Consider the following 22895-nt stretch of genomic DNA (forward strand, 5'->3'; position numbering starts at 1 on the left):
ACCGCAATGAGCTTGATCATTTCCATGGCCGCCTTCGCCCTGGCCACGTCCATCACGCCGGGACCGGTCAACGTGGTCGCCCTGAGTTCAGGCGCGCGCTTCGGTTTTGTCGCCAGCCAGAAGCATGTGTTCGGCGCTGCCGTTGGCTTTACCTTGCTGTTGGTGCTGATCGGCCTGGGGCTGCACGAGGTGCTGGTGCGCTGGCCCATCCTGACCCAGTTGATCCAGTGGGGCGGGGTGGCGTTCCTGCTGTACATGGCCTGGAAACTGGCGGTGGATGACGGCCAGCTCGACGCAGAGGGCAGCGCGACAGCGCCATCCATGCTCTACGGCGCGATCATGCAATGGCTCAACCCCAAGGCCTGGCTGGCCTGTGTGGCGGGTATGGGCCTGTTTGTGGCCGACGGCGACGGGCGGCAAGTCTGGCTGTTTGCCAGTCTCTACCTGGTGATCTGCTACCTGTCGGTGGCGTGCTGGGCCTATGCCGGGACCTTTCTACGCCGTTACCTGGACAATCCCCACGGCGTGCGCCTGTTCAACCGCTCGATGGCCGCGTTGCTGGTGGCCAGTGTGGGTTATTTGCTGATGGCTTGAGCACCTCGCGGTATTGCCCCGGGGTGGCGGCGAAATGTTGCTTGAAGGTGCGCTGGAAGTGCGCCTGGTCGGCAAAGCCCGCGGCGAGCGCCACGTCGGCGATCAACTCGCCCTTGCGCAGCTGGGTGCGGGCAAACTGGATGCGCTGGTTGACCAGGAACGCGTGGGGCGTTAGCCCGTAGTACTGCTTGAAGGCGCGGATCAGGTACGACGGCGACAGTTCGGCCGCCAGGCAGATGTCTTCGAGTTTCAACGCCTCGGTGCAGTGCGCACGGATGTACTCGGCGGCTCGCTCCAGCTTGTGGTTGACCTCGCGCACCGGTGTGGGTGAAGGGTTCAGGCGCTGCTGGACTTCAGTGAAGTAGCTCACCAGTGCGCTCTGCTTTTGCAGCAATTCGGCCTGCTCGTTCACCAGCATCCGGTACAACGCCAGCAAGCCGCCGTACAACAGCGGGTCACGGGTATACGGCGTATTGAAAGCGCGATAACCCTGGTCGGTGCTGAAGCCCAGTTGGTACTGTAATTCGGTCAGCCAGGGCGTATCGAGGTAGAGCATGTGATAGGACCAGGGCTGGTCGTGGATAGGGTTGCAGGCATGCACATCGCCGGGGTTCATCAACACCACGGTGCCGGCGCTGATCTGGAATGTATCGGCGCCGTAATGGTAATAGCTGCGCCCGGTGGTGATCGCGCCGATGGAGAAATGCTCATGGGCGTGACGGGTGTAAGTGACCTTGCGCCCGTCGGCGATGGTGCGCGCTTCGATGAACGGCAGGCGCTCGTCGCGCCAGAAGCGCGGTGCGGCGGGGAAAGGGGCGGGCGGTGTCATGGGCGCGACTCCAGGGCAGTCAAGATCAGAAACGGATCGTTGCACAGACCCTGGCGTTTGGGTAGCCGATGACTTAATAGGGTTTCAGATTGTGCAAACGCTCGTTTCGGCGTTTGTTGATCAGCAGGACCTTTTCCACATTGTTGAGGTTCTGCGTGGACTCACTCAGATCCCGGTGGTTACTGAGCAGGCACTGGTCAACGACCATCCTGGCAATCGCTTCGAGTCGTGCCGATTGCCAGGACTTCGGTATGGGGGCGGGGTCACCCTGGGTATCCGTTATGAGGGTGGTGTCCAGGGGATTGAGCAGGACCTGCGAACTGGCGCCCGCCACGGGTTCGGAACCGGTGAGATAAGCACTCCAATCGATCTGCAACTGAACAGGGCCTGGGGCGACCGGGTCATTCAGCAAGCCGGATGGCGGGTTGGCCAGCTGCGTGACCAGCATCTGCCTGGGCAGCAGTTGCAGCAGGTAGCGATCCCGCTGGTAGCGAACACGCAACAGGCATCCAAAATGTGCGGTGATCATCGTGTCCCGGGCAGCGGGGGACGGTTTGCGCAGCAGGTACAGTGCGATGTTTCCCTGCTCCAGGCTGACACGCCTGGGCAGCGGCAGGCAGGCCAGCAGGTAGGCAATGTACACGATATAACTCTCACGGATGGATTCGAGCGCGGCGTGGAAGTTTTCATCAGCGTTGTGGTCCTTGAGCGTTCTCAAGGGCGGCGAAAACCTGTTGACACGTACCTGTGGCTGAATCGCCCTCCAGCGTTCCATGTGCTTTAACTCACCGGCCAGATACAGTTCGGCCAGGGAAAAGGAAATATCCTGGGTGCTGACTTGCGGATAGCGAATACCGGGCGGAAGGAAGGGCGCCGGCATGAACACGGTTTTGTCCAGGTGAGCGTTATCCGGATAGACCTCACGCAGGTACCTCAATGCCGCCTCCTTCTGATCCGGATAGGGGGTGTGCAGCGATCCGAAGGCATCGTTGAGTGTGCGCTTCTGTTTCTCATAGGTGCGCACGGCGAGCTCGCCTTTAAAGGGCAGGTCCGTGTCCGTCGCATCCACCACGCCATTGGCACGCGCCCAGTCGAGGACGGGATCGACCGTAGGAGGCAGCGCCCAGAATTCCCGGTTGAGCGTCGTGGCAGGGTTATGGACCAGGGTCATGATGTTCTCAAGTGTCATGTACCGGCTGGCGCCAGGGGTTTTCAGCTCGATGAAATCGACGAACTGCTTGAACACGACCCAGTTCTGGTTACACAGGTAAGGCAAGGTTTCGGGGATGTTGCGCACGAGCAATTGTGGCGCGCTGCCACTGAGCAGCAAATGCGCGGCCAATGGTGCACCCTCCAGAAGGGTCTGGCGCAGGAGGGCTTCCAGATTGCTGCGCACCAGTGCGCAGTTGTCACCCCAGTAGTAATCGGTGTCGATGGCCAGCCCGCCGACCAGGTTGCGCTGTGTGCCGGCCTGTTCGTCCAGGCTCAGGATCAGCGCGCTGAGCAGCAGCGTCTGCCGGCGCTGTTGCGGCGTTGTGCCATGCAGTGCTGCATCGGACCAGATGACGAGGGTGTCCAGGCGCTCGACCAATAGCTGGCTGCGCGGGCTCTGCACCATCTGGTTCAGCAGCATGTCCGCTTCGGCACGGATCCTGGGGGCACTCTTGCCCGCCCAACAAGGTTCGCCGAGCCACTTGAACAGGGGCGCTCCCTGCGCCTGTGCAAATGCCTGTTGCGCTTCGTATACCTGTCGGCGTTGTGTGCTGGATAAGGTCAGCAATGACGGCTGCGGCTGGCCCAGGCCCTGCCAGTAGTTGCCCAGCCGTGGTGTCGCAGCCCTGACGGCCCTCAGGTAGTGCGCCGCCTGCCGGGCCTGCTCCGCTGTCTTCACTTCGGGCATGCGCAGGAACTTCATCAACTGCTTGAGGGTGGCCTTCATATCACTGCGCAGCTCGCCACCCAATTGTTTGGCCAGCTCCTGCAAGGGCGTGAGACAGCGCTTGAGCGCTGGACTGGAGACGATATCGTCCGTGAGGTTTCTGCGCCTGCCGTCCCTGTCGTCCGCGCCCACGTACCCCTCTTCAGTCAGCAGTACCAGCGCCTTTTCGTCGTCGATACCGCGTTTCACGCAAATGGCGACAAATGATCTGTGCTTGATCATCATCAGCAGTTTTTCGGCGCTCTCCTCCAGCAACTGGTAGAACATCGAGTCAGTGTCCAGCTCGACCGTATCGTCGAGCTCGACCTTTTCATCGGGTTGTTTGCCAGCGCTGACTCGCTCCAGCTCTGTCTGCAGCCGATTGAAGTTATTCAGGGCGCTCAGGCTGTTTTGTTTGCGCTTGAGCCATTGCGCATCCTGGGCCGCTTCACTGCAGTACGGCTGCCCAGGCACGGATGACTGGCGCAGGCGCGCGATCAGGGCGTGCACCTCGCTGGCCTGGAGGGGGACCTCGATGGCGTAGAAGTGCATGAGCTGCGCCAGGCTCAGGCTGTTATTGGAGGCCACCTGTTCTCCCAGCAACGACGCATATTGCGCCAGGCGAATCAGCCGACCCGCCACTGGCGCACCGCCCAGGTGCGTACGCAGGCTGATACTGGTCCCCTGGATCTGCGCGGATGAGGCCCGCAGGGAATGATCCTCGCCGGAATAAATAAAGTATTCATCGGGACCCAGCGCAGTCGGGAACGTCTGCGTGAACTCGATCGAATTGATCACGCTCTGCAGTAATTGCGCGGCTTCTTTCAAGGTGTGCGCTACGAAAGAGTCAGACCTCAGCGTGAGGCGCTGGCGGTAAGCGAGGTAGCTGTCATGGGGTTCATCCGTGGCTGCCGCGCTGGCCATGCATTGCTCGAGGTTATCGGCCAGTTGCAGCAAATCCAGGTGCTGGGCGTGCATTTCATGGCGTGTCGCCGACTGTGCGCGGCCATTGTCACCCATCGTTGGAAAGGCATGGTAGGCCTGCAGCTCATCGACAATCATCCGCGCCTGGATCTGGTTTTTGGGCAACGTGTAGCCGTAGAACGCCAGCGTCAACTCGAGTGGCAATTCAAACGTACTGTGCCCGTTTGGCAAGTCGATATAGGGCACGCCCAGCTGGTTGGGATCAATGATCTCGCAGATGCCCAGGATCGGCGCGGACACTTCCAGCCAGCCTGGGTCGTCATGAAGATGAAAGGCCCTGGGTGTCATTTGGTCCTCGTGAATGACATTGGCGTGCAGGGAGCTTCCCATGACCTTGATGCTTCGATACTCCAGGTGCTGCGCGTCGGCCCATGCCAGGAACACGCTCTGGTTGATAGTCTTGCCGAACAGCACCATCCATTGGCCAAGCCTGGAGTTGCGGTCGACCGCGATCAACGGGGGAGGCCCCAGCAGCGTCCAATTGTGCGGTACGGCGGGGGACAGCAGTGCAACCAGGCTGTTGATCAGCTTCAGATCATCCTGGGTGGCAAACAAGACGGGGCTGGCAGGCAGTGGCTCGGTCGCCGCAGCGGCAATCAGCGGGGCAAATTCGTACATGAATGAAGTTCCGTTTCAAGGTTGCCCAAGAAAACGCTCTTGAGCGGAACTTCATGGTCGGGGGTTTTTACCTGAGCTTGATAGCCTGCGTCATCCCGAGTTGCTGTAGGTCGAGTAGGCGGCCACGGTGATCCAATGGCGAGGCACGCCCACGCAGGAGGTGGGCGTGTTCATCGCTCAGAGGCGCTCCGGGCAGGGCACCAGAAAGGCCGCTTCCAGCAGTTGACGCGTATACCCATGCTGCGGATCAGCGAAAATCGCTCGCGCATCGCCTTGCTCCACCACCTGCCCCTGCTTGACCACCATCAGTTGGTGACTCAGCGCCTTCACCACCGCCAGGTCATGGCTGATAAACAGGTAGGTCAGGTTGTACTTGGCCTGCAGGCTGCGCAGCAATTCCACCACTTGCCGTTGCACGGTGCGATCCAGCGCCGAGGTCGGTTCGTCCAGCAGGATCAGGCGCGGCTTGAGCACCAGTGCGCGGGCGATGGCGATGCGTTGGCGTTGGCCGCCGGAGAACTCATGGGGGTAGCGATGACGGGACTCAGGGTCCAGGCCCACCTCCTTGAGCGCCGCGATAATCGCCGCTTCCTGCTCGGCCGGCGTGCCCATCCTGTGGATGCGCAGGCCTTCGCCGACGATCTCGCTGACGCACATGCGAGGGCTCAGGCTGCCGAACGGGTCCTGGAACACCACCTGCATTTCCCGGCGCAACGGGCGTACCTGTTGCTGGGTCAGTGTGTCCAGCTGCTGGCCTTCGAAACGAATCCCGCCCTTGCTGGCAATCAAGCGCAGGATCGCCAGGCCCAGGGTGGATTTGCCCGAGCCGCTTTCGCCGACGATGCCCAGGGTCTGGCCCTGGGGCAGGCTGAAGTTGATCCCGTCCACCGCCTTGACGTAATCGACGGTGTTGCGCAAGAAGCCCTTCTTGATCGGGAACCAGACTTTCAGGTCATCGACTTCCAGCAACGGCGGGCCGACGTCGTTGCTGGCCGGGCCACCGCTGGGCTCGGCCGCCAGCAGTTCCTGGGTGTAAGGGTGTCGGGGCGACTGGAACAGCGTCTCGCACTCGGCCTGCTCGACGATGCAGCCTTGCTGCATCACGCAGACGCGGTGAGCAATGCGCCGCACCAGGTTCAAGTCATGGCTGATCAACAGCAAGGCCATGCCCAAACGCGCCTGCAATTCCTTGAGCAACTCCAGGATCTTCAACTGCACGGTGACGTCGAGGGCCGTGGTCGGTTCATCCGCGATCAACAACTCCGGCTCATTGGCCAGGGCCATGGCGATCATCACCCGCTGGCGCTGGCCGCCCGACAGTTCATGGGGCAGGGCCTTGAGCCGTTTGTGCGGCTCGGGGATACCCACCAGTTCCAGCAGTTCCAGGGTGCGCCGGGTCGCGACCTTGCCGGTCAGGCCCTTGTGCAGGCCGAGCACTTCGTTGATCTGCTTCTCGATGCAGTGCAGCGGATTCAACGAGGTCATCGGCTCCTGGAAGATCATCGCGATGCGGTTGCCGCGAATATGCCGCAGGGTCTTTTCCTTCAGGGTCAGCAGGTCCTGGCCGGAATAGGTGATGGTGCCGGACGGATGCCGGGCCAGCGGGTAGGGCAGCAGGCGCAGGATCGAGTGGGCGGTCACCGATTTGCCGGAGCCGCTTTCGCCGACCAGGGCCAGGGTTTCGCCGCGCTTGATATCGAAGCTGACGTTGTTGACCACACGGTGGTGATGCTCGCCCGTGACGAACTCGACGGAGAGGTCGCGGATTTCGATCAGATTGTCCTGATTCATCTCATTTCCTCGGGTCGAAGGCATCGCGAGCGGACTCGCCGATAAACACCAGCAAACTCAACATGATCGCCAGCACGGCAAACGCGCTCATGCCCAGCCACGGTGCCTGCAGGTTGGATTTGCCCTGGGCCACCAGTTCGCCCAGGGACGGCGAACCGGCCGGCAGGCCAAAGCCGAGGAAGTCCAAGGCGGTCAGGGTGCCGATGGCGCCGGTCAGGATAAATGGCATGAAGGTCATGGTCGAGACCATGGCATTGGGCAGGATATGGCGGAACATGATCGCGCCGTTCTGCATCCCCAGTGCCCGCGCCGCACGCACGTATTCGAGGTTACGCCCGCGCAGGAACTCGGCGCGCACCACGTCCACCAGGCTCATCCAGGAAAACAGCAGCATGATCCCCAGCAGCCACCAGAAGTTCGGCTGCACGAAGCTGGCGAGGATGATCAGCAGGTAGAGCACCGGCAAGCCGGACCAGATTTCCAGGAAACGCTGCCCGGCCAGGTCGACCCAGCCGCCATAGAAACCCTGCAAGGCGCCGGCGATCACGCCGATGACCGAACTGAGCACGGTCAGGGTGAGGGCAAACAGCACCGACACACGGAAGCCATAGATCACCCGCGCGAGCACATCGCGGCCCTGGTCATCGGTACCCAGCAGGTTGACGCGCGAAGGCGGCGCGGGGGCCGGTACCTTCAGGTCGTAGTTGATGCTCTGGTAGCTGAATGGGATCGGCGCCCACAGGGTCCAGGCGTCCTTGGCCTTGAGCAGTTCCTGGATATACGGGCTCTTGTAGTTGGCTTCCAGGGGGAATTCACCACCGAAGGTGGTTTCCGGGTAGCGCTTGAGCGCCGGGAAATACCAGTCGCCGTCGTAGTGCACCGCCAGGGGCTTATCGTTGGCGATCAGCTCGGCGCCCAGGCTCAGCCCGAACAGGATCAGGAACAGCCACAGCGACCACCAGCCACGCTTGTTGGCCTTGAACCGCTCGAACCGGCGGCGATTGAGGGGGGATAGATTCATCTCAATGCTCCCGGCTGGCGAAGTCGATACGCGGATCGACCAGGGTGTAGGTGAGGTCGCCGATCAGTTTCACCACCAGCCCCAGCAGGGTGAAGATAAACAGCGTGCCGAACACCACCGGATAGTCGCGGTTGATCGCCGCTTCAAAGCTCATCAGGCCCAGGCCGTCGAGGGAGAAGATCACTTCCACCAGCAACGAGCCGGTGAAGAAAATCCCGATGAACGCCGACGGGAAGCCGGCGATCACCAGCAGCATCGCGTTACGGAACACATGGCCGTAGAGCACGCGGTGGTTGGTCAGGCCCTTGGCCTTGGCGGTGATCACGTATTGCTTGTTGATCTCGTCGAGAAAGCTGTTCTTGGTCAGCAGGGTCATGGTCGCGAAGTTGCCGATCACCAGCGCGGTGATCGGCAGCGCCAGGTGCCAGAAATAGTCGAGCACCTTGCCGCCCCAGCTCAACTCATCGAAGTTGTTGGACGTCAGCCCGCGCAAGGGGAACCAGTCGAAATAGCTGCCGCCGGCAAACACCACGATCAGCAGGATCGCAAACAGGAACGCCGGGATCGCATAACCGACGATGATTGCCGAGCTGGTCCACACATCGAAGTGGCTGCCGTGTCGCGTGGCCTTGGCGATCCCCAGGGGGATCGACACCAGGTACATGATCAGCGTGCTCCATAACCCCAGGGAGATCGATACCGGCATCTTTTCCTTGATCAGGTCGATGACCTTGGCGTCACGGAAGAAGCTGTCGCCGAAATCCAGCCGGGCGTAGTTCTTGACCATGATCCACAAGCGTTCCGGCGCCGACTTGTCGAAGCCGTACATCTTTTCGATTTCCTTGATCAGCGCCGGGTCCAGGCCCTGGGCGCCACGGTAGCTGCTGGAACCGGCCACCGAGACTTCGGCACCGCCGCCGGCAATGCGGCTGGTGGCGCCTTCAAAGCCTTCGAGCTTGGCGATCATCTGTTCCACCGGCCCCCCGGGGGCGGCCTGGATAATAATGAAGTTGATCAGCAGGATCCCGAACAACGTCGGGATGATCAGCAACAGGCGGCGAACAATATAGGCCAGCATTTAATCGCCTCCGCTCGCCGCATCGGCGCTCGTGTCGGTAGCCGTTTCCAGGGTGACGGCAGGTTTTACGTTGGGTTTTGCCCACCAGGTGGCGGTGCCCACGTCATAGCGTGGCGGGGTTTTCGGATGGCCGAGGTGGTCCCAATACGCCACGCGGAAGGTCTTGATGTGCCAATTGGGGATCACGTAGTAACCGAACTGCAGCACACGGTCCAGGGCCTTGGCATGGGCGATCAGGCTGTTGCGCGAGTCGGCGTCGATCAGTTCTTCCACCAACTGGTCGACCGCCGGGTCCTTGAGGCCCATGTAGTTGCGGCTGCCGGGTTTGTCGGCACTGGAGGACTTCCAGAATTCCCGTTGTTCGTTACCCGGCGAGGTGGATTGCGGGAAGCTGCCCACCATCATGTCGAAGTCCCGGGAGCGCACACGGTTGACGAACTGCGAAACGTCCACCCGGCGGATCACCAGGTCGATGCCCAGGTCCGCCAGGTTGCGCTTGAACGGCAGCAGGATGCGCTCGAACTCGGTCTGGGCCAGCAGGAACTCGATGGTCACCGGTTTGCCCGTGGTGTCGACCATCTTGTCGTCGACGATGCGCCAGCCGGCCTCCTGCAGCAGTTGGTAGGCCTCGCGTTGCTGGGTGCGGATCATGCCGCTGCCGTCGGTTTTGGCCGGCTCGAAGGCCTGGGTGAAGACTTCGGCGGGGATCTTGTCGCGCAGGGGCTCGAGGATCTTCAGCTCATCCGGGCCGGGCAGGCCGGTGGCGGCCATTTCGGAGTTTTCGAAGTAGCTGCGGGTGCGGGTGTAGGCGCCGTTGAACAGCTGTTTGTTGCTCCACTCGAAGTCCAGCAACAGGCTGATGGCCTTGCGCACGCGCACATCCTGGAACATCGGCTTGCGCGTATTGAACACAAAACCTTGCATGCCGGTAGGATTGCCGTTGGGGATTTCTTCCTTGATCAGCCGGCCCTCGGTCACGGCCGGAATGTTGTAGGCGTTGGCCCAGTTCTTGGCGCTGAATTCCAGCCAGTAGTCGAACTGCCCGGCCTTCAACGCTTCCAGGGACACGGTGCTGTCGCGGTAGTAGTCGGTGATGCGGTTGTCGAAATTGTAGAAACCCTTGGTGATCGGCAGGTCCTTGGCCCAGTAGTCCTTGACCCGCTCGTAGCGGATCATGCGCCCGGCCTTGACCTCGGCCACCTTGTACGGCCCGCTGCCCAGGGGCACCTCCAGGTTGCCCTTGGCAAAGTCCCGCGTGGCCCACCAATGCTTGGGCAGTACCGGCAGTTGCCCAAGGATCAGCGGCAGTTCGCGGTTGTTGGTGCGCTTGAACTTGAACAGCACCCGCAATGGGTCTTCGGCGACCACTTCATCGACATCGGCGTAGTAGGTGCGGTAGATCGGCGAGCCTTCCTTCATCAGTTCCTGGAAGGTGAACACCACGTCCTCGGCGCGGATCGGGTGGCCGTCGTGGAACCGCGCTTCGGGGCGCAGGTAGAAACGCACCCAGCTGTTGTCCGGGGCTTTTTCGATCTTGCCGGCGACCAGGCCGTATTCGGTGATCGGTTCGTCCAGGCTCTGCATGGCCAGGGTGTCGTAGATCAGGCTGATGTTGTCGGCCGGCACGCCCTTGCTGATAAACGGGTTGAGGCTGTCGAAGCCGCCCATGCTCGACTCGCGGAAGGTGCCGCCCTTGGGCGCATCCGGATTGACGTAGTCGAAGTGCTTGAAGTCGGCGGGGTATTTCGGCGGCTCGTTGTACAGCGTCAGCGCGTGTTGCGGCGCGGCGTGGGCCGTGGTGCACAGCAACAGGCTGCCGAGCAGTACGTTGCGCAAATACATCATTGGGCTTTCTCCGAAGCTTTCAGCCACCACGCGCTCAGGCCCAGGCTGTAGGGCGGCGTGGTGACAAAGGCGAACCGGTTGCGGTACGCCAGGCGATGATAGTTGAGGTACCAGTTGGGAATGCTGTAGTGCTGCCACAGCAGCACCCGGTCCAGGGCGCGGCCGGCGGCCAGTTGTTCTTCGCGGGTCTGCGCCGCCAGCAGTTGTTCCAGCAGGTGATCGACAACGGGGTTGGCGATGCCCGCATAGTTTTTGCTGCCCTTGATTGCAGCCTGGCTGGAGTGGAAGTACTGCCACTGTTCGAGGCCGGGGCTCAAGGTCTGGTTGAGGGTGATCAGGATCATGTCGAAATCGAATTGATCCAGGCGTTGCTTGTACTGGGCGCGGTCGACGGTGCGCAGGCGTGCGTCGATGCCGATGCTGATCAGGTTCTCGACATAGGGCTGCAGGATGCGCTCCAGGTTCGGGTTGACCAGCAGGATCTCGAAGCGCAGCGGTTGCCCGTCCTTGTTGAGCAGGCGTTGGCCCGACAGCTTCCAGCCGGCTTCGCCCAGCAGCGCCAGGGCGTGGCGCAGGGTTTCGCGGGGGATGCCGCGCCCATCGGTCTGGGGCAGGCTGAAGGCTTGGGTAAACAGGTTGGGCGGCAGCTGGTCGCGGTAGGGGGAGAGCATCAGCCATTCATGGCCGGTTGGAACCCCGGCAGCGGCGAATTCGCTGTTGGGGTAATAGCTGAGCGTGCGTTTGTAGGCGCTGCTGAACAGGGTGCGGTTGGTCCACTCGAAGTCGAACATCAACCCCAGGGCTTCGCGCACCTTGGTCTGGCTGAAGGTCGGGCGCCGGGTGTTCATGAACAGGCCCTGGCTTTGGGTCGGGATCTGGTGGGCGATCTGCGCCTTGATCACTTCGCCACGGTTCACCGCCGGGAAGTTGTAGCCATTGGCCCAGTTCTTGGCCTGGTGCTCGATATAAATGTCGAACTCGCCGGCCTTGAACGCTTCGAAGGCCACATCGCTGTCGCGGTAGAACTCCACCTCGACCTTGTCGTAGTTATAGAAGCCCTGGTTGACCGGCAAGTCCTTGCCCCAGTAATCCTTGACCCGTTCGAACACCAACTGGCGTCCAGGGGTGACCTTGCTGATGCGGTACGGCCCACTGCCCAGGGGCGGTTCGAAGGTAGTGGCCTTGAAGTCGCGGTTTTTCCAATAGTGCTGAGGCAATACCGGCAATTCGCCCAGGCGCAGGATCAGCAACGGGTTGCCGGCACGCTTGAACACAAAGCGGATGCGGTGAGGGTTGAGGATGTCCACCCGCGCCACTTCCTGCAGGTTGGTGCGGTACTGGGGGTGGCCTTCGGTCAGCAGGGTGCGATAGGAAAATGCCACGTCATAGGCCGTGATCGGCTTGCCATCGTGGAAGCGCGCCTGCGGACGCAGGTTGAACACCACCCAACTGCGGTCCTCGCTGTATTCCACCGACTGGGCAATCAGCCCGTAGCTGGAGGTGGGCTCGTCGCCGGAAGGCGCGTACTGACCGGTGCCGACCATCAACGGCTCGTTCAGCTCATTGACGCCGTATTGCAGGAAGTTGGGGGTGGAAACCGGGCTTGAACCCTTGAACGTGTAGGGATTGAGGGTATCGAAGGTGCCAAATGCCATGACCCGCAAGGTCCCGCCTTTCGGCGCTGCAGGGTTTACCCAATCGAAGTGGGTGAATTTGGCCGGGTACTTGAGCGTGCCGAACTGCGTGTAACCGTGGCTCTCGGTTATTGTCGCGTTCGCACCAAAGCTCAAGGCCAGACTTATTAGTAGAAGGAGGGGACGCTTCAAGTCAGGGATCCGATCCAGGCGGCTTGGGCTTTATGATCGGTACAGTAACAGCTTGTTCCGGATGGAAAAAGCCAGTTGGGAACACTGGAGATTCAGTGTGGGAGGGGGCTTGCCCCGATATCGGTGGATCAGCCAATGAATCTGGTGGCTTATAAACTGCTATCGGGGGCAAGCCCCCTCCCACATTGGTTCTGCAGTGTTCTTAAAACCTTAGCGCGGCCCAGACACTACAAGCATCTGCCCCGGCTTCAGCGCCTGGCCAGTACGGGGGTTCCAACGCTTGAGATGTTGCATCTCGACGTTGAAGCGCTTGGCGACGATGTACAGCGAGTCGCCTTTCTTGACCTTGTACTGCACCGGCTTCTTGCTGTCGGCCTTGGCCACCAGCTTGCGGGTGTCCTGCATCACCAGGGTCTGGCCGACCTTGAGGGCCTGGCCGTTGAGTTTGTTCCAGCGCTGCAGGTCATGCACGTCGACCTTGTTCGCCTTGGCGATCAGCGTGAGGTTGTCGCCACTGCGCACCTTGTAGCTGCGGGTGCGGCCGGCCACCCGGGCGGTCTCGACTTCGTCGAACACCTGCTTTTTCGGGCGCATCGCCAGCAATTCTTCCGGCTTCATCGTCGAAAGGGTGCTGGTGAGCAATTGTGCCTTGGAGCTCGGCACCAGCAGGTGTTGCGGGCCATCCAGGGTGGTGCGTTGCTTGAGCGCCGGGTTGAGCTGGAACAGTTCGTCTTCGTCGATCTCGGCCAGCGCGGCAACCCGCGACAGGTCCATGCTTTGCTTGACCTCGACCACTTCGAAGTACGGCGTATTGGCAATCGGGTTCAGGTTGACGCCATACGCCTCGGGGGCCAGCACCACTTGGGACAGCGCCAGGAACTTGGGCACATAGTCCTTGGTTTCCTGGGGCAGGGGCAGGTTCCAGTAGTCGGTGGGCAGGCCAAGCTTCTCGTTGCGCTCGATGGCCCGGCTCACCGTGCCTTCGCCGGCGTTATAGGCGGCCAGGGCCAGCAGCCAGTCGCCGTTGAACATGTCGTGCAGACGGGTCAGGTAGTCCAGGGCGGCTGTGGTGGAGGCGGTGATGTCGCGGCGGCCGTCGTAGGCGCGGGTCTGGCGCAGGTTGAAGTAGCGCCCGGTGGAGGGGATGAACTGCCACAGGCCGACGGCATCGCTGCGCGAATACGCCATCGGGTTGTAGGCACTTTCAATCACCGGCAGCAGCGCCAGCTCCAGGGGCATGTTGCGTTCTTCAAGGCGTTCGACGATGTAATGAATGTAGAGGCTGCCGCGTTCACCGGCGTTCTCCAGGAAGGACGGGTTGCTGGCGAACCACAGGCGCTGTTGCTCGATGCGCGGGTTGACGCCCACGTTGTCCTGCAATTGAAAGCCCCGGCGCATGCGTTCCCAGACATCCTGGGGCACTTCTGGAGCAGGTTTCTCTGAAAGCCAGATGACGGGTTTCTGTTTGATCTTGGCGGCCAGGTTGGGCTTGGGTTGCACGGTGGATTGTGCGGCGAAATTTGTCGATTGGCAGCCCGCCAGCGTGGCGGACACAGCCACCGCCACAGCTTGAGCCAGGCGGGTCAATGCGTCTGAATGGTTGGCTTTACGAATAGATGACGACATTGGCTGGAAGTAAGTTCCGGGCAAAAATGTCGGGCGATTCTAGAAAGCACTTTGGTTCCGGTCAACCATTCAGAAATTACGTATCAGATTGCGTCCCTTTAGAACTTATCTTTCCACGCCCTCAAGCTAGCAAATACCTCGGCCCCAGAGCGGTTGTCGCGGCCATTCCGTTCGTCCGCTTTTTGTTTAACGGATGTTTCAGAGGTACGCAGGAAGGGGTTGGTGCGCTTTTCCAGGGCCAGGTTGGAAGGCAACGTCATCTCGCCGCGGGCCCGCAGTTGACGGACGTTTTCCACCCGTTCGGAGATGTCGGCATTCTGCGGTTCCACCGCCTGGGCAAACTTGAGGTTACTTTGTGTGTATTCGTGGGTGCAGTACACCAGGGTGTCGGCGGGCAGGGCGGCCAGGCGCTCGAGGGAGGTGTGCATCTGTTCCGGTGTACCTTCGAACAGGCGGCCACAACCGGCGGCGAACAGGGTGTCGCCACAGAACAGCACGCCCTGGTGGTAGAAGGCGATATGGCCCAGGGTGTGGCCGGGCACGGCATAGACGTCGAAGTCCCAGCCCAGCACGTTGATGCGGTCGTTATCCTGCAGCGCGATGTCCCGCGCCGGGATCGTCTCGTTGGCCGGACCATACACCTTGGCGTCGGTCACCCGCTTGAGTTGCTCGACACCGCCGACATGGTCGTGGTGATGGTGGGTAATCAGGATGTCGCTGAGGGTCCACGTCGGGTTTTGCTCGAGCCAGGCCAGTACCGGCGCGGCATCGCCGGGATCGACCACGGCACAACGTTGGGTCTGCGGGTCCTGCAGCAACCAGATGTAGTTATCGGTGAAGGCGGGCAGGGCACTGATCTGTATCATTCTTCGATTCGCCAAGCTGAACACATTGGTGCATCTTAGAACGTCTAGGCGAGTTGGAGAATGCAATGACTGATAAAGCGTTCGCCCAGGCCGATCCTGAGTGGCTGGCCCTGATCGGCGCAGCCCGTGAATGGCTGTCCGGGCCCATCGGGCAATTTCTGCTGGATGAAGAACGGCGCATGCTCGAAGACGAGTTGGGTCGTTTCTTTGGCGGCTACCTGGTGCATTACGGTCCGTCGGCCCAGACCCCGCCTACCGCGCCCCAGGTGCAACGCAATGTGCGCCTGGGCGCGCCGTTGCCGGGGGTGGAGATTGTCTGCGAAGAACAGGCCTGGCCATTGAGCGAGCACGCCGCCGATGTGGTGGTGTTGCAGCATGGCCTGGATTTCTGCCTGTCACCCCACGGTCTGCTGCGTGAAGCGGCGAGCAGCGTGCGCCCTGGTGGCCATTTGCTGATTATCGGCATCAACCCTTGGAGCAGCTGGGGCCTGCGCCATGTGTTCGCCCATGATGGCCTGCGCCAGGCGCGCTGCATCTCGCCATCACGGGTCGGGGACTGGCTGAACCTGCTGGGCTTCGCGCTGGAGAAACGCCGCTTCGGGTGCTATCGTCCGCCGCTTGCCTCGGCCAAGTGGCAAGGCCGCCTGGCCGGTTGGGAACGTCGCGCGGGCGCCTGGCAACTGTCGGGTGGCGGCTTCTATTTATTAGTGGCGCGCAAGATCGTGGTCGGGCTGCGGCCGGTGCGCCAGGTGCTGCGCCAGCCCATGGGCAAACTGGTGCCGATGCCGATGGCCAAGGTCAACCGCACGCAAAGCGAACCGTAGAACTTTTTTGATTTCAGACCTGCCCGTCTTGATGGATGTAACCGATGACCGATAGCGTAGAACTCTTCACCGATGGCGCCTGCAAGGGCAACCCCGGCCCCGGCGGCTGGGGCGCCTTGCTGGTGTGCAAGGGCGTAGAGAAGGAGTTGTGGGGCGGCGAAGCCAACACCACCAACAACCGCATGGAGCTGATGGGCGCCATTCGCGGCCTGGAAGAACTCAAGCGCCGCTGCAACGTGCTGCTGGTCACCGACTCGCAATACGTGATGAAAGGTATCAACGAGTGGATGGTCAACTGGAAGAAGCGCGGCTGGAAGACCGCGGCCAAGGAGCCGGTCAAGAATGCCGACCTGTGGCAATTGCTCGATGAGCAATGCAACCGCCATGACATCACCTGGAAATGGGTGCGTGGGCACATCGGCCATCCGGGGAACGAGCGCGCCGACCAGCTTGCCAATAGAGGTGTGGACGAAGTGCGGGGCTACAAGCAGAGCTGATGCTGGCCGACGTGTTAACATCGCGCTCCTTGACTCACACCACACTGCACACCACACCGTTGAGAGCTGAACCCTGATGGCGATCCGATCTGTTGTACTCGATACCGAAACCACCGGCATGCCGGTGACCGACGGCCACCGGATCATTGAAATCGGCTGTGTCGAACTCATGGGTCGGCGCCTCACCGGTCGTCACCTTCACGTCTACCTGCAACCGGACCGCGACAGTGACGAAGGCGCCATCGGCGTCCACGGCATCACCGACGAGTTCCTCAAGGGCAAGCCGCGTTTCGCCGAAGTGGCCGATGAGTTCTTCGAGTTCATCAACGGCGCCCAGTTGATCATCCATAACGCGGCGTTCGACGTCGGCTTCATCAATAACGAATTTGCCCTGATGGGGCAGATGGATCGCGCGGACATTTCCCAGCACTGCTCGATCCTCGACACCCTGATGATGGCCCGTGAGCGTCACCCGGGCCAGCGCAACAGCCTCGATGCCTTGTGCAAGCGTTATGGCGTCGACAACTCCGGCCGTGAACTCCACGGCGCCTTGCTCGACTCCGAGATTCTCGCCGACGTTTACCTGACCATGACCGGCGGGCAGACCAGCCTGTCCCTGGCCGGCAACGCCTCCGACGGCAGTGGCTCGGCGGAAGGCTCCGGCAACCGCCCTTCGGAAATCCGCCGCCTGCCAGCCGATCGCAAGCCCACCACCATCATTCGCGCCAGCGAGCAGGATCTGGCCGAGCATGCGGAGCGGTTGGAGGCTATCGCCAAGTCGGCGGGTGCGCCGGCGTTGTGGACCCAGCTAACACAACAATAGCCCTGCGTAGGTATGATCAAAATGTGGGAGGGGGCTTGCCCCCGAAGCGGTGTATCAGCCAATCAAATATGAGCTGGCATACCGTCATCGGGAGCAAGCCCCCTCCCACAGTTGATCTCCGTTGCTTTCAGAATCTTCATTCGCGTCATCGTCCCCGAGCTTCTACCCTTGAGTGCATAGCCCTCAGGACTACACGCCCTCATGTACAAAGACCTGAAGTTCCCCGTGCTTATCGTGCACCGCGACATCAAGGCCGACACCGTTGCCGGCGACCGGGTTCGCGGCATCGCCCGGGAGTTGGAACAAGAGGGCTTCAGTATCTTTTCCGCCGTGGACTACGCCGAAGGCCGGCTGGTGGCGTCGACCCATCACGGCCTGGCGTGCATGCTGATCGCCGCCGAAGGCGCCGGTGAGAATACCCACCTGCTGCAAAACATGGTCGAGCTGATCCGCCTGGCGCGCCTGCGGGCGCCGAACCTGCCGATCTTTGCCCTGGGCGAGCAGGTCACCCTGGAAAACGCCCCGGCCGATGCCATGAGCGAACTCAACCAGCTGCGCGGCATTCTCTACCTGTTCGAAGACACCGTACCGTTTCTCGCCCGCCAGGTGGCCCGTGCTGCCCGCACTTACCTGGATGGCCTGTTGCCGCCATTCTTCAAGGCGCTGGTGCAACACACCGCCGACTCCAACTATTCCTGGCACACCCCCGGCCATGGCGGTGGCGTGGCCTATCGCAAAAGTCCGGTGGGGCAGGCGTTTCATCAGTTCTTCGGGGAGAACACCCTGCGTTCGGACTTGTCGGTCTCGGTGCCCGAACTGGGCTCGCTGCTGGATCACACCGGGCCCCTGGCTGAAGCCGAAGCCCGTGCCGCGCGCAACTTCGGCGCCGACCATACCTTTTTCGTGATCAACGGCACGTCCACCGCCAACAAGATCGTCTGGCACTCCATGGTCGGGCGCGATGACCTGGTGCTGGTGGACCGCAACTGCCACAAGTCGGTGTTGCATTCGATCATCATGACCGGTGCCATCCCGCTGTACCTGTGCCCGGAGCGCAACGAACTGGGCATCATCGGTCCGATTCCCCTGAGCGAGTTCAGCCCGGAATCGATCCGCGCCAAGATCGACGCCAGCCCCTTGACCCGTGGCCGGCCCCCCAAGGTGAAGTTGGCCGTGGTCACCAACTCCACCTACGACGGCCTGTGCTACAACGCCGAGCTGATCAAGCAGCAATTGGGCAGCAGTGTCGAGGTGCTGCACTTCGACGAAGCCTGGTATGCCTACGCGGCGTTCCACGAGTTCTTTGCCGGGCGCTACGGCATGGGCACCTCCCGTACCCCGGACAGCCCGCTGGTGTTCACCACCCACTCCACCCACAAGCTGCTGGCGGCGTTCAGCCAGGCCTCGATGATCCATGTGCAGGACGGCGGCGCGCGCCAACTGGACCGCGACCGTTTCAATGAAGCCTTCATGATGCACATCTCCACGTCGCCGCAGTACAGCATCATCGCCTCCCTGGACGTCGCCTCGGCGATGATGGAGGGCCCGGCCGGGCGCTCGCTGCTGCAGGAAATGTTCGACGAGGCCCTGAGTTTTCGCCGCGCCCTGGCTAACCTGCGCCAACACATTGCCGCCGAAGATTGGTGGTTCTCCATCTGGCAGCCGCCGTCGGTGGCGGGCATCGACCGCGTCGCCACCGCGGATTGGCTGTTGCTGCCGCAGGATGACTGGCACGGCTTTGGTGACGTGGCCGAAGACTACGTGCTGCTGGACCCGATCAAAGTGACCCTGGTGATGCCCGGCCTCACCGCCGGCGGCGCCTTGAGCGAGCGCGGGATTCCCGCCGCGGTGGTCAGCAAATTCCTCTGGGAACGTGGGCTGGTGGTGGAAAAGACCGGGCTGTATTCGTTCCTCGTGTTGTTTTCCATGGGCATCACCAAGGGCAAATGGAGTACCTTGCTCACCGAGTTGCTGGAGTTCAAGCGCAGTTACGACGGGAATGTCAGCCTCGCCAGTTGTTTGCCATCGGTGTTTGCCCAGGGCCCGGCGCGTTATCAAGGCTTGGGTTTGCGCGACCTGTGCGATCAATTGCACGGCTGTTACCGCAGCAACGCCACCGCCAGGCACCTCAAGCGCATGTACACGGTGTTGCCGCAAATCGCGATGAAACCGGCCGACGCCTATGACCAATTGGTAAGGGGCGAGGTGGAGGCCGTGTCCATTGATGCCTTGCCAGGACGCATTGCAGCCGTGATGCTGGTGCCTTATCCGCCGGGGATTCCGTTGATCATGCCAGGCGAGCGCTTTACCGAGTCGACCCGGTCGATCATCGACTACCTGGCGTTTGCCCGGACGTTCGATAGCAGTTTCCCCGGTTTTGTTGCCGATGTTCACGGGCTACAACACGAAGATGACGGCAGTGGTCGTTGTTACACCGTCGATTGCATCAAGGGTTAAGGATGTTTATGCAAGCTGTAATGAACCCGAAGTATCCAGGGCTCAGTGTGCGGGTCGCCGACGAGGGCTTCGACGCCTACGTGTGGGGCAATGATTTCAGCTTTGAGGTCAGTGCCTATGGCGTACCGGAGATGGGCAGGCGGGTCGATCAATGGCCCGTGGAGCGCATCGTGCCGTATCGCAAGTGCTATGGCATCGACCCGGAAGAATTCGCCAGTTTTCGCGATGCGCCGGACAGTGCGATCTTCATGGCCTACCTGGATGATCGTGCGGTCGGGCATATTGTGGTCAGCACCAATTGGAACGGCTTTGCCCACGTTGACGAACTGGCGGTGGCCTTGCCTGCCCGTCGGCACGGGGTGGCCAAGGCGCTGCTGGATGTGGCGCAGTTCTGGAGCCGCAAGAAAAACCTGCCGGGCATGATGCTGGAGACCCAGAACAACAACCTGGGCGCCTGCCGACTGTATGAGCGTTGCGGCTACGTGATGGGCGGGATCGACCACCTGCGCTATCGCGGCATCGACCCGCAAACCCGTGAAGTGGCGATTTTCTGGTATCGGTTGTTCAAGACCGATGCCGAGCGGCGTTAACTTTCCAGCAGGCCCTGGGCCTTTTGCGTGACGATCTCCAGTAACGCATTCAGCGCAGGCGAGGTCACGCCATCCTTGAGTGTCAGCGCATACAGGCTGACCAGGATCGGCGGTGACACCGGGCATGTATCCAGGCCCGCCTCGCGTGCGCCAAAGGCGGTGAACGGGTCGACAATCGCCAGGCCTTCGCCGGCTTCCACCATGCTGCGCATCATCTGGTAGGTCTGCACCCGCGTCTGCACCACCGGCAGCGGGCGCAATGCTTGCAGCTTGGCGTCCAGCAGGCGGCTGAGCGGGTCGTGTCCTTCGAGCCCGATCATCGCTTGCCCGGCCAGGTCCTGCAGCGCAATGTACTTCTGCTTGGGCTTGAGCCAGCCGTGGGGCGCCAGCAATTGCAATTTGCCTTGGGCCAGCACCGTGCTGTGGATTTGCGGATGTTCCGGGTCATGCAGGCTCAGGCCCACCTCGGCCTCGTGCAGCAGCAGGCTGCGCACGATTTCCCGGGTTGGCTGGCTCGACAGGTTGCACGGCGTGTCCTGGAAGCGCCGGCGCAGCAGCGCGATGCTCTGGGGCAGCAGTTGATTGGCCAGGGGCGGCGTGCACAAGGCGCGCAACGTGGGGGCGTGATGGTGTTTCAAGCGGCTGGCCAGGCGTTGCACCGGTTCCAGGGCTTCGTACACATGGGCCATTTCTGCCTGCAGTTCCAGGGTTTCCCGTGTCGCCTGCAAACGCCCGCGCACACTGGCAAACAGCATGAAGCCCAATTGCTGCTCGGCCTCCTTGAGGGCCGCGTCTACATCGCCCACGGGAAGTTGCAACCATTCGGCGGCGGTGCCGAGGTGTCCGGTCTGCAGGATGGCCTGAATCACTTCGATATGACGTAAACGCATGGCCGGAGTCTATGTGCAGCGCAGTGGGGATTCAATGGCGCATGCCGTCGTGCGCAAAAAAGACAGTGCGGGTCGCGTATGTCGCTGGCGTTCAGCCAGGACCTCACTAGAATGGCGAGTCTGATCATCAACGACCAATGCCGATTACCGGCACATACAACAAAAACAGGTCTGGTCTCATATGCCTCTGCCCTCGACAGTTCTCGGGGTAACGGTCAAGCAACTGCTGGTCCTGGTGACCGTAGGGTGCGTGGCTGCTTATCTCTTCAGCAATCACGATGAATCGGCCCCGGAAAACCTCACGCTTGAGGCATTTATCCGTGCCCAGGAGCAAGTCGCCGCGCAGGTCGGCACGGTGCTGGGCATGACGCAGGTCAAGCAGGTGGTGGCGTATCCGGGGTACAACTCGCCGGGCTACAGGCGGGTGATGTACGCGGTGGAAGGCGAGCGGGGCCGGTTGATGGTGACGCTCAAGCAAGTGGACGGTGAGTCGGGGCTTGAAGTGACGGAAATTCGCAGCCCGTGACCGCCCGGCCCAGTCGATGCCGTCAATGGCCGGGACTGAGCAGGTACGCCTGGGCGATCAAGCTTATGAGGCGAGGGTGGTCTGCGATTCGCGGACGATAATGGTCCCCGACTGAATCAGTTTGAACTCATCGCCTTCGAGTTTTTCTACCCGGTCGCCAATGGCCAGCTTGTAGGTGGTGGTGGGTGCCGAGCCAGCCAGGTCGCCTTGCGCCGGGTTGGATTCCTGGAACTCATGCACCGAATACACGCGTCCTTCTGCGTCTCTGGCATGAAACTGTCCGACTAGTACTGCTGCCATCTGTTTAGAACCTCTGGAGATAAACACTCAATTCGCGGTGCTGTAGACCGTCATAAAGAGGGGGAGTTTACCTATTGAAAAAAAATACTATTCGCTGACATTTTCAGACGGTTCCTACGCATCAAATCGCGGGCCAAACGTCTGGAGGATTATCAAAACCTTCTGGTGAACGCACTGCGAAGCCTTTATAACTACAAGCTCCCTTAGTCAGACGTCGAGAAACCCAATGAGCAAGGTCTACACGATTGCCGTCCTGGTTGGCAGCCTGAGAAAAGACTCGATCAACCGCAAGGTCGCCCTGGCACTGGCCGAACTGGCCCCCGCCAACCTGAAGTTGAACATTGTGGAAATTGGCGATTTGCCGCTCTACAACGAGGACATCGACGGGGCATCACCGCCCGCAGCCTACAGTACTTTCCGTCAGCAGGTACGTTCATCCGACGCGGTGTTGTTTGTGACGCCGGAGTACAACCGCTCCGTACCCGCGCCATTGAAGAATGCGATTGACGTCGGCTCCCGCCCTTATGGCCAAAGCGCCTGGAGCGGCAAGCCGGGGGCGATCATCAGCGTATCGCCGGGCGCCGTTGGCGGTTTTGGCGCCAACCACCATCTGCGCCAGTCCCTGGTGTTCCTCGATGTGCCATGCATGCAGCAGCCGGAAGCCTACCTGGGCGGAGCGGGCAGCGTGTTCGACGACGCCGGCAAGGTGTCGGAAAAGACCAGGCCGTTCCTGCAGGCATTTATTGATGCCTACGGCAAATGGGTAGAAAAACAGACAGCTTGAATCGGCGCCCATTGTCCACTGTGGGAGGGGGCGAGCCCTGACGCCAGTCAGTTAAGGATGAACACTGTAACTGTGGTGAGCGGGCTTGCCCGCTCCCTCAGTATTGGATCAGCGCAACCAGTTAGTCCGCGCCAACTCGATCACTTCATCTCCACGCCCACTCATCACCGCCTTGAGCATGTACAGGCTGAACCCCTTGGCCTGTTCC

At 61.3% G+C, this 22895-nt stretch carries 19 protein-coding genes; 8 read left to right on the forward strand and 11 right to left on the reverse strand.

The features are described from left to right. Nucleotides 1–6 precede the first annotated feature (6 nt). Nucleotides 7–594 (forward strand): LysE family translocator, encoded by a 588-nt coding sequence (locus J1N02_RS27200; RefSeq protein ID WP_027606505.1) that lies wholly within the window; start codon nt 7–9, stop codon nt 592–594. Here J1N02_RS27200 and J1N02_RS27205 read toward each other — a convergent pair. From J1N02_RS27205 to gloB, 9 genes are all read right to left on the reverse strand, one after another. Beyond that, nucleotides 536–1423 (reverse strand): helix-turn-helix domain-containing protein, encoded by an 888-nt coding sequence (locus J1N02_RS27205; protein WP_421148038.1) that lies wholly within the window; start codon nt 1421–1423, stop codon nt 536–538. The two genes, J1N02_RS27200 and J1N02_RS27205, sit on opposite strands and share 59 nt — an antisense overlap. Nucleotides 1424–1496: 73 nt before the next feature. Continuing rightward, complete coding sequence (locus J1N02_RS27210; RefSeq protein WP_421148039.1) at nt 1497–4943, reverse strand: hypothetical protein; 3447 nt, start codon at nt 4941–4943, stop codon at nt 1497–1499. A 177-nt stretch (nt 4944–5120) separates the two neighbouring features. Then, the gene (locus J1N02_RS27215; RefSeq protein WP_421148040.1) at nt 5121–6734 is read right to left on the reverse strand and encodes an ABC transporter ATP-binding protein; all 1614 of its coding nucleotides are present in this window, start codon (nt 6732–6734) and stop codon (nt 5121–5123) included. Between the two features lies 1 nt (nt 6735). Continuing rightward, nucleotides 6736–7755 carry an ABC transporter permease gene (locus J1N02_RS27220; RefSeq protein WP_421148041.1) on the reverse strand — a complete coding sequence of 340 codons (1020 nt, stop codon included), beginning with the start codon at nt 7753–7755 and terminating at the stop codon, nt 6736–6738. 1 nt (nt 7756) lies between these two features. Further along, the gene (locus J1N02_RS27225; RefSeq protein ID WP_027606500.1) at nt 7757–8833 is read right to left on the reverse strand and encodes a microcin C ABC transporter permease YejB; all 1077 of its coding nucleotides are present in this window, start codon (nt 8831–8833) and stop codon (nt 7757–7759) included. After that, nucleotides 8834–10678, reverse strand: coding sequence for an extracellular solute-binding protein (locus tag J1N02_RS27230; RefSeq protein WP_169898237.1), 1845 nt, complete (start codon nt 10676–10678; stop codon nt 8834–8836). Continuing rightward, nucleotides 10675–12504, reverse strand: coding sequence for an extracellular solute-binding protein (locus J1N02_RS27235; RefSeq protein WP_098479718.1), 1830 nt, complete (start codon nt 12502–12504; stop codon nt 10675–10677). Before J1N02_RS27235 ends, J1N02_RS27230 begins: the two co-directional genes overlap by 4 nt. A 210-nt stretch (nt 12505–12714) precedes the next feature. Continuing rightward, complete coding sequence (locus J1N02_RS27240) at nt 12715–14130, reverse strand: lytic transglycosylase domain-containing protein (protein WP_027606497.1); 1416 nt, start codon at nt 14128–14130, stop codon at nt 12715–12717. 98 nt (nt 14131–14228) lie between these two features. Next, on the reverse strand, nt 14229–14996 hold the full coding sequence (gene gloB / locus J1N02_RS27245; RefSeq protein WP_065941202.1) for a hydroxyacylglutathione hydrolase: 768 nt from the start codon (nt 14994–14996) through the stop codon (nt 14229–14231). Nucleotides 14997–15061: 65 nt separating this feature from the next. Between gloB and J1N02_RS27250 the strand changes: the two genes are divergently transcribed. The 5 genes from J1N02_RS27250 (at nt 15062) to J1N02_RS27270 (ending at nt 20187) form a co-directional block, all read left to right on the forward strand. Continuing rightward, complete coding sequence (locus J1N02_RS27250) at nt 15062–15820, forward strand: class I SAM-dependent methyltransferase (RefSeq protein WP_421148042.1); 759 nt, start codon at nt 15062–15064, stop codon at nt 15818–15820. 44 nt (nt 15821–15864) lie between these two features. After that, the gene (rnhA, locus tag J1N02_RS27255; protein ID WP_003173571.1) at nt 15865–16317 is read left to right on the forward strand and encodes a ribonuclease HI; all 453 of its coding nucleotides are present in this window, start codon (nt 15865–15867) and stop codon (nt 16315–16317) included. An 82-nt stretch (nt 16318–16399) separates the two neighbouring features. Continuing rightward, on the forward strand, nt 16400–17140 hold the full coding sequence (gene dnaQ, locus J1N02_RS27260) for a DNA polymerase III subunit epsilon (protein WP_421148044.1): 741 nt from the start codon (nt 16400–16402) through the stop codon (nt 17138–17140). A 201-nt stretch (nt 17141–17341) separates the two neighbouring features. After that, nucleotides 17342–19597 (forward strand): Orn/Lys/Arg decarboxylase N-terminal domain-containing protein, encoded by a 2256-nt coding sequence (locus J1N02_RS27265; protein WP_421148043.1) that lies wholly within the window; start codon nt 17342–17344, stop codon nt 19595–19597. A gap of 20 nt (nt 19598–19617) precedes the next feature. Next, complete coding sequence (locus tag J1N02_RS27270; protein ID WP_027606492.1) at nt 19618–20187, forward strand: GNAT family N-acetyltransferase; 570 nt, start codon at nt 19618–19620, stop codon at nt 20185–20187. On the opposite strand, the gene J1N02_RS27275 is transcribed toward J1N02_RS27270, so the two are convergent. Beyond that, on the reverse strand, nt 20184–21077 hold the full coding sequence (locus J1N02_RS27275) for a LysR substrate-binding domain-containing protein (protein WP_098479714.1): 894 nt from the start codon (nt 21075–21077) through the stop codon (nt 20184–20186). The two genes, J1N02_RS27270 and J1N02_RS27275, sit on opposite strands and share 4 nt — an antisense overlap. A gap of 181 nt (nt 21078–21258) precedes the next feature. Here J1N02_RS27275 and J1N02_RS27280 point away from each other — a divergent pair, with 181 nt between their 5' ends. Next, nucleotides 21259–21603 carry a hypothetical protein gene (locus J1N02_RS27280; RefSeq protein WP_074846394.1) on the forward strand — a complete coding sequence of 115 codons (345 nt, stop codon included), beginning with the start codon at nt 21259–21261 and terminating at the stop codon, nt 21601–21603. A 63-nt stretch (nt 21604–21666) separates the two neighbouring features. Here the strand turns inward: J1N02_RS27280 and J1N02_RS27285 are convergent, their stop codons facing one another. Continuing rightward, a complete protein-coding gene (locus J1N02_RS27285) occupies nt 21667–21903 on the reverse strand; it encodes a hypothetical protein (protein WP_027606489.1) in 237 nt (78 codons plus the stop codon). 226 nt (nt 21904–22129) lie between these two features. On the opposite strand from J1N02_RS27285, the gene J1N02_RS27290 reads away from it, so the two are divergent. Next, on the forward strand, nt 22130–22687 hold the full coding sequence (locus tag J1N02_RS27290; RefSeq protein WP_092488663.1) for an NADPH-dependent FMN reductase: 558 nt from the start codon (nt 22130–22132) through the stop codon (nt 22685–22687). Nucleotides 22688–22895: the final 208 nt, after the last annotated feature.

Origin of the sequence: Pseudomonas sp. NFX5, from assembly GCF_049132125.1 — a bacterium.
GTDB classification, from domain to species: domain Bacteria; phylum Pseudomonadota; class Gammaproteobacteria; order Pseudomonadales; family Pseudomonadaceae; genus Aquipseudomonas; species Aquipseudomonas marginalis.

Bases quoted from the DNA above. Each gene is read 5' to 3' on its own strand.
- J1N02_RS27200 (WP_027606505.1), top strand. From the start codon at position 7: ATGAGCTTGATCATTTCCATGGCCGCCTTCGCCCTGGCCACGTCCATC.
- J1N02_RS27205 (WP_421148038.1), bottom strand. From the start codon at position 1,423: ATGACACCGCCCGCCCCTTTCCCCGCCGCACCGCGCTTCTGGCGCGAC.
- J1N02_RS27210 (WP_421148039.1), bottom strand. From the start codon at position 4,943: ATGTACGAATTTGCCCCGCTGATTGCCGCTGCGGCGACCGAGCCACTG.
- J1N02_RS27215 (WP_421148040.1), bottom strand. From the start codon at position 6,734: ATGAATCAGGACAATCTGATCGAAATCCGCGACCTCTCCGTCGAGTTC.
- J1N02_RS27220 (WP_421148041.1), bottom strand. From the start codon at position 7,755: ATGAATCTATCCCCCCTCAATCGCCGCCGGTTCGAGCGGTTCAAGGCC.
- J1N02_RS27225 (WP_027606500.1), bottom strand. From the start codon at position 8,833: ATGCTGGCCTATATTGTTCGCCGCCTGTTGCTGATCATCCCGACGTTG.
- J1N02_RS27230 (WP_169898237.1), bottom strand. From the start codon at position 10,678: ATGATGTATTTGCGCAACGTACTGCTCGGCAGCCTGTTGCTGTGCACC.
- J1N02_RS27240 (WP_027606497.1), bottom strand. From the start codon at position 14,130: ATGTCGTCATCTATTCGTAAAGCCAACCATTCAGACGCATTGACCCGC.
- gloB (WP_065941202.1), bottom strand. From the start codon at position 14,996: ATGATACAGATCAGTGCCCTGCCCGCCTTCACCGATAACTACATCTGG.
- J1N02_RS27250 (WP_421148042.1), top strand. From the start codon at position 15,062: ATGACTGATAAAGCGTTCGCCCAGGCCGATCCTGAGTGGCTGGCCCTG.
- rnhA (WP_003173571.1), top strand. From the start codon at position 15,865: ATGACCGATAGCGTAGAACTCTTCACCGATGGCGCCTGCAAGGGCAAC.
- J1N02_RS27265 (WP_421148043.1), top strand. From the start codon at position 17,342: ATGTACAAAGACCTGAAGTTCCCCGTGCTTATCGTGCACCGCGACATC.
- J1N02_RS27270 (WP_027606492.1), top strand. From the start codon at position 19,618: ATGAACCCGAAGTATCCAGGGCTCAGTGTGCGGGTCGCCGACGAGGGC.
- J1N02_RS27275 (WP_098479714.1), bottom strand. From the start codon at position 21,077: ATGCGTTTACGTCATATCGAAGTGATTCAGGCCATCCTGCAGACCGGA.
- J1N02_RS27280 (WP_074846394.1), top strand. From the start codon at position 21,259: ATGCCTCTGCCCTCGACAGTTCTCGGGGTAACGGTCAAGCAACTGCTG.
- J1N02_RS27285 (WP_027606489.1), bottom strand. From the start codon at position 21,903: ATGGCAGCAGTACTAGTCGGACAGTTTCATGCCAGAGACGCAGAAGGA.
- J1N02_RS27290 (WP_092488663.1), top strand. From the start codon at position 22,130: ATGAGCAAGGTCTACACGATTGCCGTCCTGGTTGGCAGCCTGAGAAAA.